Genomic DNA, 14,564 nt, shown 5'->3' on the forward strand with positions numbered 1-14,564 from the left:
TTATAAAAATAATATATCAAAATATTTTTATTGCTATTTAATACATAGTTTCTGATTTAGCCGTTTAATTCTTTAGCGCGCTTTTCTGCATTTAAAATTCCGTTTTGTAAAATTTCTTTTAAACTGCTGTCTTCAAAAGTTTTTAAAGCAGCTTCAGTGGTTCCGCCTTTGGAGGCAACATCTTTAATGAGTTCTTCAAGATTTTTCTCAGAATTGTTGATCAGGTGATAGGCGCCCAACATGGTTTGCTTCACAAAAAGTTTAGAAAGATTCTCCTCTATACCCATTTCCATACCAGCTTTTATCATGGCGTCAATAATATAATAGAAATATGCAGGTCCGCTTCCTGAAAGTGCCGTAACACCATCCAGAAGATCTTCATTTTCCAGATATACCGACCTTCCGGTGCTGTTAAGCAATCTCTCAATATTAATGAGCTGGCTGAAAGAAATACCATCTGCTGCGGTATAACCTGTAATTCCCATTCCTAAAAGAGTAGGAGAGTTAGGCATCGCTCTTACAACAAGAGGGTGGTTTAATAATTTCTGAATTTTTTCAATCTTAATTCCGGCCATAATGGAAAGTACCATCTGGTTTTCTTTTAATGTAAACTGTAAATTCTGGGCAACATGCTGAAAATCCTGAGGTTTTACAGCAACGATAATAAGATCGGCATCCAGTTCTTTCGTTTCTTCAAAAGTGGAAATTTCAGATTTTGGAAATTCTTCTGCTATTTTGGAAATTTTGGATTCATTCCGGGTGATCAGGTGGAGGTTTTCCGGTTTGATCAGTTCATATTTTAGAAATGATTTTGAAAAGGACAGGCCCATATTGCCGGCTCCGAGGATAGTGATTTTCATGTTATGTGTTCTTTTTTCAGCTAAAATAATGTTTTTATCTTTCCCGGGTGTGGTCTGGTAATTTTTATATTTGAATATATTAAAAAAAGCATTCCCGTATTTGTGAATAATGTAATATTTACTAATTTAGAGAAAAACTATTTTGATATGGTAAGGTTTGATATTTTATGGAAAAATCACCCGGGTAACGGGGTTTTTCCTTGTGACAGATCGAAGCATGCTAATCAATGTGCAATTCGTATGAGTTTAGCCCTTGAAAAATCAGGAGTAGATTTGGTGTCGTTTGGCGGTGTGAAATGTTGGGAAAGACATGAAGACGGCTTCAAGCATATTTTGAGGGCACAAGAGCTTGCCAACTGGATTAATAAACATTCTGAAATTTTTGGAAACCGGCTGCTGTTGGAAAGGAAAAAATATCCAACGATGAGTCATAAAAGCTTTAGAAACGCAAAAGGAATTATCTTCATTAAAGATGGATGGGGTGCTACCGATCACATTGATGTGTGGAATGGTATAGAACTGAAAGGTGGTGATGCTTACGATTATCTAGCCAGGGGTACGGAGATCTGGTTTTGGCCGTTAATTTAAATGATTATGAAAAATATATTATTTGTAGTGTCAATTTTATTTCTCGTTCTTTCATGCAAAAAAGATAAAGAGAATTTAAGTCAGTCAATTACTGAAAATAATGCTGTGATAGTTACTGATACTACATTGATTGACGGAGTATTATTAGAATTAATAAATAATAATGGAAAAGCAGAGTTAAGGATTAATTCAAAAGTATCCGGATCAGGAAATATAAAAATTTCCCCTCCATGCTATTTTCTCAGGTGGACTGGGAATAAAGTTGAAAATTTTTCCTACCCGGATGCAGGAGTGGATCATACTTTGGTAATTCTGGGGAATATAGATAAAAGGCCCGGTAGGATTTGCGGGAAAGGATTACAGGGGTTATTATTTAAAAAAGGCAGTATCGTTATTACTCCGAAAACATTAGCTAATTCCTTCACCTGTGCGGATAGTGGGGCTGATGAGAAAATTTTTTGGGGGTTTGCCCATGATTAAAAATTACATTCAGTTACCTAATTCTTCCATAGGGCAAGTTTATTGCTTAATGCCTAGTCCGAAAAGAAGAAATCATTTTTCTTTATGATTTAAAGTAGTGGAGACTTTATAATATATTTATTATAAAATATTCACCTCCCGCTCAAGCTCTATCCCGAACTTTTCTTTTACAGAATCGATAATTCCGGTAGAAAAATCAAAAATTTCTTTTCCGGTTGCATTTCCGGTTGCATTCACTATGACTAACGCCTGAAGTTTATGTGAGGCAACGTTTCCAATCTGTTTTCCTTTCCATCCGCACTGCTCGATCAGCCATCCTGCAGGTACTTTTACCACATCATCGTTAGGATAACCCTGAATGTTTTCAAACCTCTGTTTCAGATCTTCAAATTGAATTAAAGGAATAGTGGGGTTTTTAAAAAAGCTTCCGGCATTTCCCATCTCTTTCGGATCCGGCAGTTTGCTCTGTCGGATATTGATGACTGCTTTTGAAACATCCTGAATGGTTGGAGAAGTAATTCCCAGGTTTTCCAGCTCTGTTTTTATCGCTCCGTATTCTGTTTTAATATGATGATCTTTCTTTGTTAATTTAAAACTGACTTCCAAAATCACATATTTTCCCTTTCCTTCCTGCTTAAAAATAGAGTCCCTGTAACCGAAACGGCATTCATCAAGATTAAATGTTTTTAGTTCAAGCGTTTCAAGATCCAGAACGGTACAGCTTACAAAAACATCTTTTATTTCAGTTCCGTAAGCACCAATATTCTGCATCGGTGAAGTACCTACATTTCCCGGAATCAGTGAAAGATTTTCAAGGCCGCCGTAGTTTTTTTCAAGAGTGTACATTACAAATTCATGCCAGTTTTCTCCGGATTTTGCCGTTACTGCAGCTTCATTTTCATTAAGGTTTTCTTCGGAAATGCCTTTTAAATTCAGTTTAATCGCAAGGCCGTCAAAATCTTTTGTCAGCAGGATATTGCTTCCGCCGCCTAAAAACAAAATCTGAAGATTGTGATCTTTGGCGTAATTGATTGAATCCCTAAGCTGTTCAAGGGACTGTACTTCAATAAAATATTTTGCTTTAGCATCAACGCCAAATGTATTGTAAGGCTTTAAGGAAAAATTTTCTTGCATGTTTTTATTGATATTCTGTGGGAAGAATGATGTAAAGTTGTTCTTTAAACTGTTTCAGCTGTCTGTAATGCAGGGTGTCTGCATAAGAATTGACATAAATATGCGACTTTTTAGGGGTCCTGATCTGAAAAGTTTCATCAATACCATCTACAGACTGTTTGCTTGGAGAGCTTTGTATCACATCCAGATCTTTGATATTGATGGATGATATAAGATTATTCCAGGTCTGTATGCTGATAGCTGAATCCCATTCTTTATGGACCTGGCGGGCTGTAATGCCCTGTTCGGCATGGATGGAATCTTTTGTGACTTTGATGATTTTGTAATCTCCCTGATCGCCGCCGATATTGGATAAGCTGATAGAGGTTATTTCATTCGGATTTTGATGACTGTCAGAAGACTGTTCTTTCTTTTTGTCGCAGGAAAAAAATGCCGGCAGCAAAAACATTGAAAACAGAAGTTTCAGATAAGTATTTTTTATTGCCGGCATCATAAGTTATATTTTAGAGACTGAATTCTTCTCTGTATTTCTTTAGAGCATCTTTAAGAATTTCAGCACTTCTTTTAAGATCTTCCTCTTTCAAAACGTAAGCGATTCTTACCTGCTTTTTCCCCAATTCAGGATCGCTGTAGAAACCTCCGGCAGGAGCTACCATAATGGTTTCCTTATTAAGAGAGTATTTTTCTAAAAGCCACTGTGCGAATTTTTCAGTATCATCTACCGGAAGTTCTGCTACACAGTAGAAAGCTCCTCTGGGCTTAGGGCAGATAACACCCGGAATAGCGTTAAGAAGATCTACAAGTATATTTCTTCTGTGTGTATATTCTTCTCTTACCGATCTGATATAAGCTCCGTCATTCTGGTGTGCTGCAGCTGCTGCAATCTGGCCTAAAAGAACAGGGCTAAGTCTTGCCTGTGCAAAAAGCATAGCTGCGTCATGGATCTTTTTGGAGCGTGTTACCATACATCCTATTCTTACTCCACACATGGAATAACGCTTGGATTCTGAATCTATAATGATACAGTTGTCACTAAGTTCAGGGAAATCCAGCATAGATACCTGTTGCTTTCCATCGTAAACATATTCTCTGTAAACTTCGTCCGAGATAACAACAATGTCATATTTTAAAGCAATTTCTGCCAGTTTCTGAAGTTCTTCACGGGTGTAAAGGTATCCTGTAGGATTTCCAGGGTTACAGATAACAATTGCTCTTGTTTTTTCTGTGATTTTTTTCTCAAATTCTTCAATCGGAGGAAGGGCGAAACCTGTATCAATAGTGGATGGAACTGCTACAACATTAACGTTGAATGCACTGGTGAAACCATTATAATTGGCATAGTAAGGCTCAGGAATAATCACTTCGTCACCGTCATCACATAAAGTGGAAATGGCAAAGTTTAATGCTTCGGAACCTCCGTTGGTAACAATGAAATTATCAGGGGTAAGATCTGAAAAGCCTAGTGTGTGATAATACTCCGTAAGAGCTTTTCTGTATTCTATATTACCTTCAGAAAGCGCATACTCCAATACTTTAAGGTCAATATTCTTTAAAGCATTTAAAGCGGTTTCCGGTGTTTCAATATCAGGCTGTCCGATATTAAGGTGATATACTTTTATTCCCTGCTGTTTTGCTTTTAAAGCATAAGGAACCAGCTTTCTTACCGGTGATGCGGGCATGTGCTGTGCTCTGTTTGAAATATTCGGCATTGTTCAAAAATTTGTATGGCAAAAATAAGATTTAATTTCTCAATAATAAAATAACGGGTTGTTCATTTTGAATACTTTTTAATTATATTGATAATCAGTGAATTAAAAAGTGTTGTTGTTTGTTTTTTGATTGCAGCTGCAACCCTTTCTATTTACATTTGAGACTAAATTTTATGTCAAAATGATTAAAATTGTTAAAATAATATATTAAAATGTGAATAAAACATTTGGTCAATAAATAATTTAATCTTTCCTTGTAAGATTTTTAATATTGATAATTTAAATTTATTAGCAAATGTTTGATTATTTAATAAAAATATATATGTTGTATTGATTTTTTTATTAAATTTCGGCGCTAATAAAAAATAATTATGAAAATACATTTACCATTGAAGGGTCTCTCTTTTATGACTCTTTTTGTTGCGACAGCAATGAATGCCCAAAATTTTCAAACCATGCCTGTCTCATCCGGATATTCGGCAGATGTTATTGCTAACGGGGTGGGATCTGCTTCTTTATCTACCACGATTGATGTGGATGGAGTTTCCTATGCTTTTGTAGCAAAAGATTATCAATTGACGGCAACAAGTACTCCCATCACTTACGGTTTACCGGTAGACGGAATTATTAATTCTGTAGTTGCCACTACTCCCGGTCTAAGCTTTACTTTGGGAGGCTTAAGTGCGAATAATGATTTAAGACTCGCGAATGTGAATGATTCGGGAACCCTTGTTTTTTCAACCCCGAAAGCTGCTTTCACGTTGTATATGCTGTCTACCAGCGGGAGTGGAACATCCGTGGTAAACGTTACGGTTACTTTTACGGATAATACTACTCAGACATTTTCGAATGTAAACCTTCTGGACTGGTATGGAGGAGCAAATTTTGCCATACAGGGAATTGGAAGGATCAAAAGAACTACAGATGCTTTAGAATCCAGTACTACTGATCCCAGACTTTATCAGATGCCGTTGGCAATAGATCCTGCCAATCAGGCAAAACCTATACAGAGTGTTACAGTAACTAAAGCAAGTGGTTCAGGTATTCCGAACATTTTTGCTTTTTCCGCAGATGTGTATTCAGACTGCGCGCCTCCTACTCTGCAGGCGGCTTCAGGTATAACAGCTAATTCTGCTTTCGTTTCCTGGACGGCTCCGACCAGTGCTGTAAGCTATGATGTATATCACAGCACTTCCAATATAACGCCTGCAAGTACGGTAACACCTACATATCCAGGAGTAACAGGTACAAATACTACTATAGGAGGGCTTAATTCAAATACTACCTATTATTACTGGGTAAGAAGCAATTGTAGCTCTGCAACAAGTCAAAGTGTCTGGTCTTTTGCCGGTACATTCAAAACGGCTTGTTCTACTTTCACTGTTCCATATACAGAAAATTTTGATACTACCGGTATAGGTTCTTCAACGAATAATAACGCGCCAAGCTGCTGGGCATATTTAGAAAGTGCATCATTTGCAGGTTATGGATATGTGACTACGTCAAATCCTTATTCAGCGCCTAATTCTTATTATCTGTATAATTCAACCGCTACTACAGGCAGTCAGATGCTGGTTTCACCTCCAACTGTTAACCTTTCAGATGGCAACAAGCGTGTAAGGTTCTCTGCAAAATCTGGAGGGGCTGGTTACCCATTATTGGTGGGGACTTTGTCAAACCCTGCAGATCCTGCTTCTTTTACACAAATAGGTTCTCCTATTAGCTTAACAACTACACATACACAGTACACTGTTAATATCCCGGCGGGCTCTGATTTGCAGTTGGCATTTAAACATGGTTTAGGTGGTACGGCCAGAGCAATATATATTGATGATATTATGGTTCAGGATATTCCTACCTGTATTGAGCCAACTGCGGTTACATCTTCGAATGTTACTGCCAGCTCGGCAACGATTGGCTGGACGGCTCCTGCTCAGGCTCCTGCGATTGGATATGAAGTATATTACAGTACAACCAATACTGCTCCTACTGCTGCCACAGTTTTAAATGCATCAAATTCTGCAACTTCTACTACAACCTCTGCGCCGGTGGGTGGATTATCACCTGCAACAACATATTATGCTTGGGTAAGATCCAGCTGCAGTGCTACAGATAAAAGTGTTTGGAGTTATACTTCGACAACATTCACAACACCTTGCTATCCGGTAACCACCTTGCCTTGGAATGAAAATTTTGATGCAATGACCACTTTAGGATCGGCAGTAGTTCCGAATTGCTGGAAACAACTTCCGGGAGGTAGCTCGTCTACAACTAGCTTTACTTCAGCAAATGCTTCTCAACAATCATATAATGATCCTAAATCTGCACCGAATTATATGACGATCTATTATCCGTATTCCAATGCTGCTTATTTATGGACACCATCATTTACTTTAACAGCAGGAGTTTCTTATGATTTCTCTTTCTATTGGGTGGGAGACGGAAAAACAGGCTGGCAAAATGAAGTATTGGTAAACAATGCACCATCAGCAACGGGAGCTACCAGCTTAACGACATTCCTTACGCCTACTCAAACTGCAACTGCGGGTGGCGGTTCCGGAACTAACAGCACGAATTATACTCAGGTAACTGTTACTTATATACCAGCAACGACAGGAGATTACACTTTTGGTATTAAGGCTTACTGTACAACATCAGCTCCATATTATATGGGATTTGATGACCTTTCTGTTTCAAAGTCTGTTTTGGCAACTGCTGAAACATCATTTAAGAAAGATGATATTAAAGCCTACCCTAATCCGTTTACAGATATTTTGAATATTTCTGATGTCAAAAATGTTAAATCTGTTTCAGTTTTGGATGCTGCAGGAAAATTGGTTAAAACGATTGAAAAACCTGGATCAGCTCTTCATTTAGGAGATTTAAATCAGGGAATGTATATGGTAGTTCTTACTATGAACGACGGATCTAAACAAACAATTAAAGCAGTTAAAAAATAATTTTTTATGTAGTAAAACGGAGCGGCAGTGCATTTGATGTACTGCCGCTTTTTTTGTGCTTTAAATTTTCAATGATGGTATCTATAAATTTTGTTATTTTGGGAGAAATTAAAACTCACTGAAAATGCAAATTCCGGCAGACTCTGTAACCGATTATATTTCAAAAATTCCTGAAGAAAGACAGGAAGTATTCAAAAAACTATTTGATACTGTAAATAATAATTTACCAAAAGGCTTTCAGGAAAATGTCAGCTACGGGATGGTAGGCTGGGGGGTTCCCCTTGAAACTTATCCGGCAGGCTACCATTGTGCTCCGGGTACACCATTGCCGTTTATGGCGCTGGCTTCCCAGAAAAATTTTATTGCATTCTATCATATGGGAATCTATGCCGATCCTAAACTGTTGGAATGGTTTGTGGCTGAATATCCGAAATATTCAAAAAGAAAACTGGATATGGGGAAATCCTGTGTGCGTTTTAAAAAAATGGATGATATTCCCTTTGAACTTATTGCTGAAGTCAGCAAAAAAATGACGGTTGAAAACTGGATCAACATCTACGAAACCCAGTTTAAAAGATCCAAAGAATCAGCTTCAAAAGGAAAATAGATCTATATTTTCATATTATAATTACATTTAAAGAAGATATGTTTCAAAAAATCTCAAAGACCTTAATCTATTCTATTTTCTTTGTTGTAATCCTGCTGTTGCAGTATTGTGCATCTCAATCCAAATTCGGAAAGCTGAAGAGTGGCGACCTGCTTTTTGTCACTGCTAAAGAAACCGGACTTTCTGGAGCGATTAATAATGTAACTCAAAAGCAGAAAGAAGCATCATTTGATCACATTGGGATTGTGGAAAAAGAAAATAATCACTGGTATGTTCTGCATGCCGCTCCCAAAGGCGGTTCTCAGAAACAGGATTTGAAATCTTTCCTTACGGATCAGTCTGATGATGGCCAGAAAGTAATGATTTACCGCCTCAAACCGGAATATCAAAAGTCTATTCCTGCTGCTCTCAAAAAAGCAGAATTCATGCTGGGTAAGCCTTATAATTTCAATTATATTCTGGATGAAAACTCTTATTACTGTTCAGATTATATTGAAAGGGCATTCCGGGAAAATCAAATATTCAAACTTGAGCCGATGACATTCATTGACCCCAAAACCGGTAAAACTAATGAATTCTGGACCGGGTTTTACAAAAAGAAAAACCTGGAAGTTCCAGAAGGAAAACCGGGATGCAACCCCAACGGTTTGGCGGCTTCAGATAAATTGGAAAAAATAGGAGAGTTGTAAATATACTCTAAGAATAATGGTACCCCTAAAGTTTTAGAAATTCTTTAGGGGTATTTTATTAAAAACGCATAAGGTTATATTTATAAAAATAATCAAGGGAGAAATCATAATTTGTTCATCCGGTGAAATCACTAATTGCTGCCTTTTTTTATCTGCTCAATCTGTAGAAGGTTATATAAGAACAAAGCTCATTATTTGGATGTTGGTTTGCTGGAAAATGTTAAAATTTAAAATTATTAGTCTACTAATTTGGTGGACTAATAATTTTTTATATTTTTGTCAAAGATTTAACGCAAGAAAGCAACCATGATCTAGAAAATGTTTAACCCAAAATTGTTGAGTAATGATTACACCTAATCCTACACTGCAGGTAATACATAACAAAATTAACCTGCCTAAAAAAGAACTGATACTGGAAATAGAATTAAACGGCAAAATGAAATTTGAGCATTTAATGAATACCATCTATAATCAGTTCGGGATCTGTCACAGGGTGTTGTCAGCCAACGTGGAATATGTCAACGGATATAGTTTGGGTTCAGTACAATTATATATTAATGTCAGTTCAGAAGATTACCAGCAATTGGAATTTTATCTGAATAAAAATAAACTTTTAAGTACCATGGTGGAATATAACTGCCGGAAGTATTTTTAGGGGAGATTCATATAGTTTTAATTACAGAAAGTATCCGGTTTTTATCGGGTACTTTTTTATTTTCTAAATCATTAAGATGTAATAAGTTGTTGATAGCACTAGGAAAATCTGCACAGCCTTCAGGAATCAGAATAATTAGTCTTAACTATACTTTATTTCTTAAATTCTTGCTAAAGGTTTAAAAGTAATAACAATTAAGTTTGAACAGATTAAAAAATAATTAATTCTCTTTCCAATTTAAAAAAAGCAGTATTTTTAAGGAATATAAAAAAACAAAAAAACTATGACCCTAATTGTTATTATTGCTTTAATTGCATTGTGCCTTATTTATGCAGTATCTGTCTACAACCGTCTTGTAAAGCTGAAAAACCTTGTTCAGGAAGCATGGAGCAGTATTGATGTCATGCTTAAGAAGCGTCATGATCTTATCCCAAACCTTGTAGAAACGGTAAAAGGATATGCTACACACGAGCGTGAAACCCTTGACAGTGTTATAAGAGCCAGAACCCAGGCTGTAGGGGCGGATTCCGTTCAGGCTAAAGAAGCTGCGGAGAAAAACCTGAATCAGGCTATGATGAATCTGTTTGCCGTAGCAGAACAATATCCTGATCTGAAAGCCAATACCAATTTTCAACAGCTGCAGAGCGAGCTTACATCTATAGAAAATGATGTTGAGAAATCAAGACGGTATTATAATGGTACCGTTCGTGAGAACAATACACTTATAGAATCTTTTCCTAGCAATATCATTGCGAATATGTATAAGTTTGAGAAATCCCCTTTTTTCGAACTGGAAAATATTGCAGAAAGAGAAGTACCAACGGTAAAATTCTAAGAGATGAAAAAGTTGTTACAGCTTTTCCTTCTTCAGTTTTTTTGTATAGTTTTTGCCCAGAACGATCTGGAGAGGCTGGATCAGTCGACCATTATCGGGCCGGAAAAGATCATTTCTTTCCATTCGGATATTGATGTTGATAAAAATTCAGGTATCACTGTTACCGAAAATATTAAAGTTTACAGTCTCGGAAACAATATCAAAAGGGGAATCTTCCGGGCACTTCCTTTATCCAGAAATCTGAACAATAAAAGCCAGAAAGTAAGGTATGATATCATTTCAGTTAAAAAAAACGGAGAAGATGAAGATTATCATGAAGAAAATGATGATGGTTATCTGAAAATATATGCCGGAAATAAAGATGTGATCCTTGATCCGGGAACCTACGAGTATGAAATAAAATATAAAACAGAGAACCAGATTGGCTTCTTTAATAAATACGATGAATTTTACTGGAATGTAAACGGTACCTACTGGGATTTCGATGTAGATACCATTTCTGCAAAAGTGAACCTTCCCGAAGGAGCCGGAATTATTCAGAATTCCTGCTACACCGGAGCTTATGGTAGCAACAGCCAGAACTGTACATCCAAGGTACTTTCAGATAATTCCATAGAATGGGGGGCTTCAGGGCTTCATGCCAATGAGGGACTTACTATAGCAGTAGGTTTCAAGAAAGGAATTATGGTGCCTCCGCCGCCGCCGACTTTCCTTGAAACTTACGGTATTTTGATCGCAGGATGTATTATTTTCTTAGGATTGCTGCTGTATCTCTATTCCACATGGATGAAATATGGGATAGATGCTGAAGCACCTACTGTTTATCCACAATTCAATGTTCCTGAAAATCTTTCACCCGCTTCTTTGGGTTATATTAATAGTGGAAGTTTTAAAAATAAATACCTTACTGCAGCTATTGTCAATCTTGCAGTGAAAGGATATATCAAAATAATTGAAGGGGAAGATTCAGGCCTGCTAGGATTTTTCAGTACCAAAATTTTTACTCTGAAAAAATTAAATGAAGCAGATGAATCTTTATCCAAAGAAGAAATTAATCTGATGAACAGTCTTTTTTCGGGGTTCGAAGATTCTTTGAAATTTGATGGAAAATATAATTCGAAAATTGAAACAGCTGTCCGGAATTTCAAAGGAACACTGGGTTTTCAGCATGATGATCTTTTAAATGAAGGAAATAATACGAAGAAGCTGGTGCTGCCGTGGCTTGTGATCAGCATTGTTTATGGCCTTGGATTATTTGTAAGCTATACTATCCTTCCTGAATTTGAAAGGGTTTTTGCTGGGATAGCTTTGTATATTATTCTTTTCATTGTATTGATTTTAATAACATTTTTGCTCAAAAATACGTCCTGGAAATTTTTGATTCCACTGCCTATCGCTATAATTCTGGGAGTTGGAGGAATCATTTCTGCAGGCGGAGGTGGTGTTGAAAATATGAATTTCAATGCCTGCTATATTTTTTATGTTCTTGCGTTTTCCGTAATGGTGGCGTATCAGTACTTGATCAGGCAGCCATCGAAAGAGAAACTTAGAAAAAAGTCATTGATAGACGGATTCAAAATGTATATGGGAGCTGCTGAAAACGAACAGCTGAAGTTTCATAACCCTCCTCAGATGACTCCTCAGGTTTTTGAAACCCTCCTTCCTTTTGCAATGGTAATGGGAGTTGATCAGATCTGGGGGCAGAAATTTGATGAAATGCTGAAAAGAACAGCTGCAGAATATCAGAATAACTGGTACTACGGAGGAGTAATGAACCAGCATGCTTTTGCCAATACCCTGAATTCAAGCCTTACCCAATCTATTCAGTCTGCATCTACCCAACCTTCCAGCTCTGGCAGCGGGTCTGGTGGCGGTGGATTCTCCGGCGGAGGCGGAGGTGGTGGAGGTGGTGGCGGATGGTAGCCAAAGCTTATAAAATAAAAGCGTTCAAATTAATTTGAACGCTTTTTTATTAGATAAAATATTTTTCTAAATTCTTTCAATATCAGCACCGATAGCTTTCAGTCTTCCGTCAATATTTTCATATCCTCTGTCGATCTGTTCAATATTGTGGATGATAGATTTTCCTTCTGCAGATAATGCTGCAATAAGAAGTGCATTTCCAGCTCTGATATCCGGGGAAACCATGGTAGTTCCTCTTAATGGAGCCTCCTGGTTCAGTCCGATTACCGTAGCTCTGTGAGGATCACATAAAATGATCTGTGCACCCATGTCAATTAATTTATCCACGAAGAATAACCTTGATTCAAACATTTTCTGATGAACCAAAAGACTTCCTTTCGCCTGTGTAGCTACTACCAGAATTATCGATAATAAATCCGGTGTAAATCCAGGCCACGGAGCATCTGAAATCGTAAGGATAGATCCGTCGATAAATTTCTGGATTTTATAATTTTCCTGAGCTGGAATAAAAATATCATCATTACTCTGCTCAAGCTGGATTCCCAGTTTTCTGAATGTATTAGGGATAACGCCAAGCTGGCTCCAGTTTACATTTTTAATGGTGATCTCAGATTTTGTCATGGCAGCAAGACCTATCCATGATCCGATCTCTACCATGTCCGGAAGCATTGTGTGTTCAGTGCCGCGAAGATGTTCCACTCCTTCAATTGTAAGAAGATTGGAACCAATCCCTGAAATATTGGCCCCCATTCTGTTCAGCATTTTACAAAGTTGCTGAAGATAAGGTTCGCAGGCAGCATTATAGATTCTTGTTTTTCCTTTGGCAAGAGTGGCAGCCATTACAATATTGGCAGTTCCTGTAACGGAAGCCTCTTCCAGAAGAATAAATTTACCTCTGAGTTCCTTAGCCTTTAAAGAATAAAAATATTCATCTTCATCATAGTTAAATTCAGCACCAAGTTCAACAAGCCCCTGGAAGTGCGTATCTAATCTTCTTCTTCCTATTTTATCACCTCCCGGAGTCGGCATATAAGCTTCACCATAACGGGCAAGCATAGGACCCATCAACATAATGGAACCTCTCAGTTTGGCTCCGTCTTTTTTAAATTCATGAGACTTGATATAATCGAAATTAACCTTATCTGCTTTAAATGTGAAATCTCCCTGACCATTCTTGGTTACCTTAACTCCGAAATCACCAAGAATTTCAATCAGTCTGTTCACATCATGAATATCAGGAATATTTTTAATTCTTACCTCTTCATCAGTTAACAGTACAGCACATAAAATTTGTAAGGCTTCATTTTTTGCCCCTTGTGGAGTAATTTCACCATGCAGTCTTTTTCCTCCTCTTATCTGAAATGTTCCACTCATTATTTTCTGTTTTTATGATTGTTGTTATGTCTTCTCTTGTTGGGCTGGTTCTTATTATTGTTGTTATTGCTGTTGCTTCTGCCGCTGTTATTGTTGTTTCTGCTGTTGTTATTATTGCTGGTATAGTAGATCTTGCTCTTTTCAAGAGACTCTATTCCTGTAAGATCCAGCCTGTTTTCAGAAAGCTCCTTCAGGTGACGGAAAATGACATCATCTGTTACATGTTCCTTATTATATACGTTATAAGATTTCTTCATATTGTTGGCAATCACCTCAATCAGGGCTTCCTTTTCGTCACCTGATTCCAGTTCGATGGCTTTCTCTATCAGCTGAAGAATACTCTTACCGTAAAATTTGAAATCTCCCTGTAATTTTGGATATTCCATTTTTTTCGGTTTTTCAGACAATTGTTCTCTTGTAGGGAAAGGATATGGAGAGTCTACATCAAGATCATAATTTGCTAAAATGAAAAGATGATCCCAAAGTTTATGTTTATAATTTTCTTCGTCGCGGAGCTGAGGGTTTCTCTGACCCATAAAATCGATAATGGCCATAGCCATTTCACTCCTTTCCTCTTTGGTAGGGAGCTCTTTGCAGCGTTCAACCAGCTGCTGTATGATTCTGCCATATTCCGGCATATGAAGCTGAGTTTTTTGGGTATTGTATTCCATAGTATGCAAATATATGGATTAAAAGAAAAATTGTTTTGAAAATATTAAAAGTTTATGATTTTTTAATGAAATTTTTATA

The 14,564-nt window shown here is 37.1% G+C and carries 14 protein-coding genes; 8 read left to right on the plus strand and 6 right to left on the minus strand.

Translation table 11 applies throughout. The features are described 5' to 3' along the window. Positions 1-56: 56 nt before the first annotated feature. On the minus strand, positions 57-860 hold the full coding sequence (gene proC / locus ACQWU4_RS19125) for a pyrroline-5-carboxylate reductase (RefSeq protein ID WP_429937338.1): 804 nt from the start codon (positions 858-860) through the stop codon (positions 57-59). A 147-nt stretch (positions 861-1,007) separates the two neighbouring features. Between proC and ACQWU4_RS19130 the strand changes: the two genes are divergently transcribed. Continuing rightward, on the plus strand, positions 1,008-1,448 hold the full coding sequence (locus ACQWU4_RS19130; protein ID WP_429937375.1) for a type VI secretion system amidase effector protein Tae4: 441 nt from the start codon (positions 1,008-1,010) through the stop codon (positions 1,446-1,448). Positions 1,449-1,454: 6 nt separating this feature from the next. Continuing rightward, a complete protein-coding gene (locus tag ACQWU4_RS19135) occupies positions 1,455-1,928 on the plus strand; it encodes a hypothetical protein (protein ID WP_429937339.1) in 474 nt (157 codons plus the stop codon). A gap of 120 nt (positions 1,929-2,048) precedes the next feature. Here ACQWU4_RS19135 and murB read toward each other — a convergent pair whose 3' ends face one another. Genes murB through ACQWU4_RS19150 form a run of 3 tightly spaced genes read right to left on the minus strand, consistent with a single transcriptional unit; the run spans position 2,049 to position 4,771 of the window. After that, a complete protein-coding gene (murB, locus tag ACQWU4_RS19140) occupies positions 2,049-3,062 on the minus strand; it encodes a UDP-N-acetylmuramate dehydrogenase (RefSeq protein ID WP_429937340.1) in 1,014 nt (337 codons plus the stop codon). 4 nt (positions 3,063-3,066) lie between these two features. Beyond that, positions 3,067-3,555 (minus strand): hypothetical protein, encoded by a 489-nt coding sequence (locus tag ACQWU4_RS19145; RefSeq protein WP_429937341.1) that lies wholly within the window; start codon positions 3,553-3,555, stop codon positions 3,067-3,069. A gap of 10 nt (positions 3,556-3,565) precedes the next feature. Next, on the minus strand, positions 3,566-4,771 hold the full coding sequence (locus ACQWU4_RS19150; RefSeq protein WP_429937342.1) for a pyridoxal phosphate-dependent aminotransferase: 1,206 nt from the start codon (positions 4,769-4,771) through the stop codon (positions 3,566-3,568). A 371-nt stretch (positions 4,772-5,142) separates the two neighbouring features. Here ACQWU4_RS19150 and ACQWU4_RS19155 point away from each other — a divergent pair, with 371 nt between their 5' ends. From ACQWU4_RS19155 to ACQWU4_RS19180, 6 genes are all read left to right on the plus strand, one after another. Next, on the plus strand, positions 5,143-7,731 hold the full coding sequence (locus ACQWU4_RS19155) for a fibronectin type III domain-containing protein (protein ID WP_429937343.1): 2,589 nt from the start codon (positions 5,143-5,145) through the stop codon (positions 7,729-7,731). Between the two features lie 124 nt (positions 7,732-7,855). Further along, complete coding sequence (locus tag ACQWU4_RS19160) at positions 7,856-8,338, plus strand: DUF1801 domain-containing protein (protein WP_429937344.1); 483 nt, start codon at positions 7,856-7,858, stop codon at positions 8,336-8,338. Positions 8,339-8,376: 38 nt separating this feature from the next. Next, positions 8,377-9,027, plus strand: a complete 651-nt coding sequence (locus ACQWU4_RS19165) for a YiiX/YebB-like N1pC/P60 family cysteine hydrolase (protein WP_429937345.1) — start codon at positions 8,377-8,379, stop codon at positions 9,025-9,027. 343 nt (positions 9,028-9,370) lie between these two features. Next, positions 9,371-9,682: an NIL domain-containing protein gene (locus ACQWU4_RS19170; protein WP_429937346.1), complete on the plus strand. Its 312-nt coding sequence runs from the start codon at positions 9,371-9,373 to the stop codon at positions 9,680-9,682. 283 nt (positions 9,683-9,965) lie between these two features. Then, positions 9,966-10,517 (plus strand): LemA family protein, encoded by a 552-nt coding sequence (locus tag ACQWU4_RS19175; protein WP_429937347.1) that lies wholly within the window; start codon positions 9,966-9,968, stop codon positions 10,515-10,517. A 3-nt stretch (positions 10,518-10,520) separates the two neighbouring features. After that, positions 10,521-12,440, plus strand: a complete 1,920-nt coding sequence (locus tag ACQWU4_RS19180) for a DUF2207 domain-containing protein (protein ID WP_429937348.1) — start codon at positions 10,521-10,523, stop codon at positions 12,438-12,440. A gap of 66 nt (positions 12,441-12,506) precedes the next feature. Here ACQWU4_RS19180 and murA read toward each other — a convergent pair whose 3' ends face one another. Both murA and ACQWU4_RS19190 read right to left on the minus strand, forming a co-directional pair. Beyond that, complete coding sequence (murA, locus tag ACQWU4_RS19185; RefSeq protein WP_048502513.1) at positions 12,507-13,814, minus strand: UDP-N-acetylglucosamine 1-carboxyvinyltransferase; 1,308 nt, start codon at positions 13,812-13,814, stop codon at positions 12,507-12,509. Beyond that, positions 13,814-14,485 carry a DUF4290 domain-containing protein gene (locus tag ACQWU4_RS19190; protein WP_429937349.1) on the minus strand — a complete coding sequence of 224 codons (672 nt, stop codon included), beginning with the start codon at positions 14,483-14,485 and terminating at the stop codon, positions 13,814-13,816. Before ACQWU4_RS19190 ends, murA begins: the two co-directional genes overlap by 1 nt. Positions 14,486-14,564: the final 79 nt, after the last annotated feature.

The sequence above is a fragment of the Chryseobacterium sp. MIQD13 genome (assembly GCF_050496705.1).
Classification (GTDB): domain Bacteria; phylum Bacteroidota; class Bacteroidia; order Flavobacteriales; family Weeksellaceae; genus Chryseobacterium.

Coding starts and splice junctions, on each gene's coding strand:
- proC (WP_429937338.1), bottom strand. CDS start 860: ATGAAAATCACTATCCTCGGAGCCGGCAATATGGGCCTGTCCTTTTCA.
- ACQWU4_RS19130 (WP_429937375.1), top strand. CDS start 1,008: ATGGTAAGGTTTGATATTTTATGGAAAAATCACCCGGGTAACGGGGTT.
- ACQWU4_RS19135 (WP_429937339.1), top strand. CDS start 1,455: ATGAAAAATATATTATTTGTAGTGTCAATTTTATTTCTCGTTCTTTCA.
- murB (WP_429937340.1), bottom strand. CDS start 3,062: ATGCAAGAAAATTTTTCCTTAAAGCCTTACAATACATTTGGCGTTGAT.
- ACQWU4_RS19145 (WP_429937341.1), bottom strand. CDS start 3,555: ATGATGCCGGCAATAAAAAATACTTATCTGAAACTTCTGTTTTCAATG.
- ACQWU4_RS19150 (WP_429937342.1), bottom strand. CDS start 4,771: ATGCCGAATATTTCAAACAGAGCACAGCACATGCCCGCATCACCGGTA.
- ACQWU4_RS19155 (WP_429937343.1), top strand. CDS start 5,143: ATGAAAATACATTTACCATTGAAGGGTCTCTCTTTTATGACTCTTTTT.
- ACQWU4_RS19160 (WP_429937344.1), top strand. CDS start 7,856: ATGCAAATTCCGGCAGACTCTGTAACCGATTATATTTCAAAAATTCCT.
- ACQWU4_RS19165 (WP_429937345.1), top strand. CDS start 8,377: ATGTTTCAAAAAATCTCAAAGACCTTAATCTATTCTATTTTCTTTGTT.
- ACQWU4_RS19170 (WP_429937346.1), top strand. CDS start 9,371: ATGATTACACCTAATCCTACACTGCAGGTAATACATAACAAAATTAAC.
- ACQWU4_RS19175 (WP_429937347.1), top strand. CDS start 9,966: ATGACCCTAATTGTTATTATTGCTTTAATTGCATTGTGCCTTATTTAT.
- ACQWU4_RS19180 (WP_429937348.1), top strand. CDS start 10,521: ATGAAAAAGTTGTTACAGCTTTTCCTTCTTCAGTTTTTTTGTATAGTT.
- murA (WP_048502513.1), bottom strand. CDS start 13,814: ATGAGTGGAACATTTCAGATAAGAGGAGGAAAAAGACTGCATGGTGAA.
- ACQWU4_RS19190 (WP_429937349.1), bottom strand. CDS start 14,485: ATGGAATACAATACCCAAAAAACTCAGCTTCATATGCCGGAATATGGC.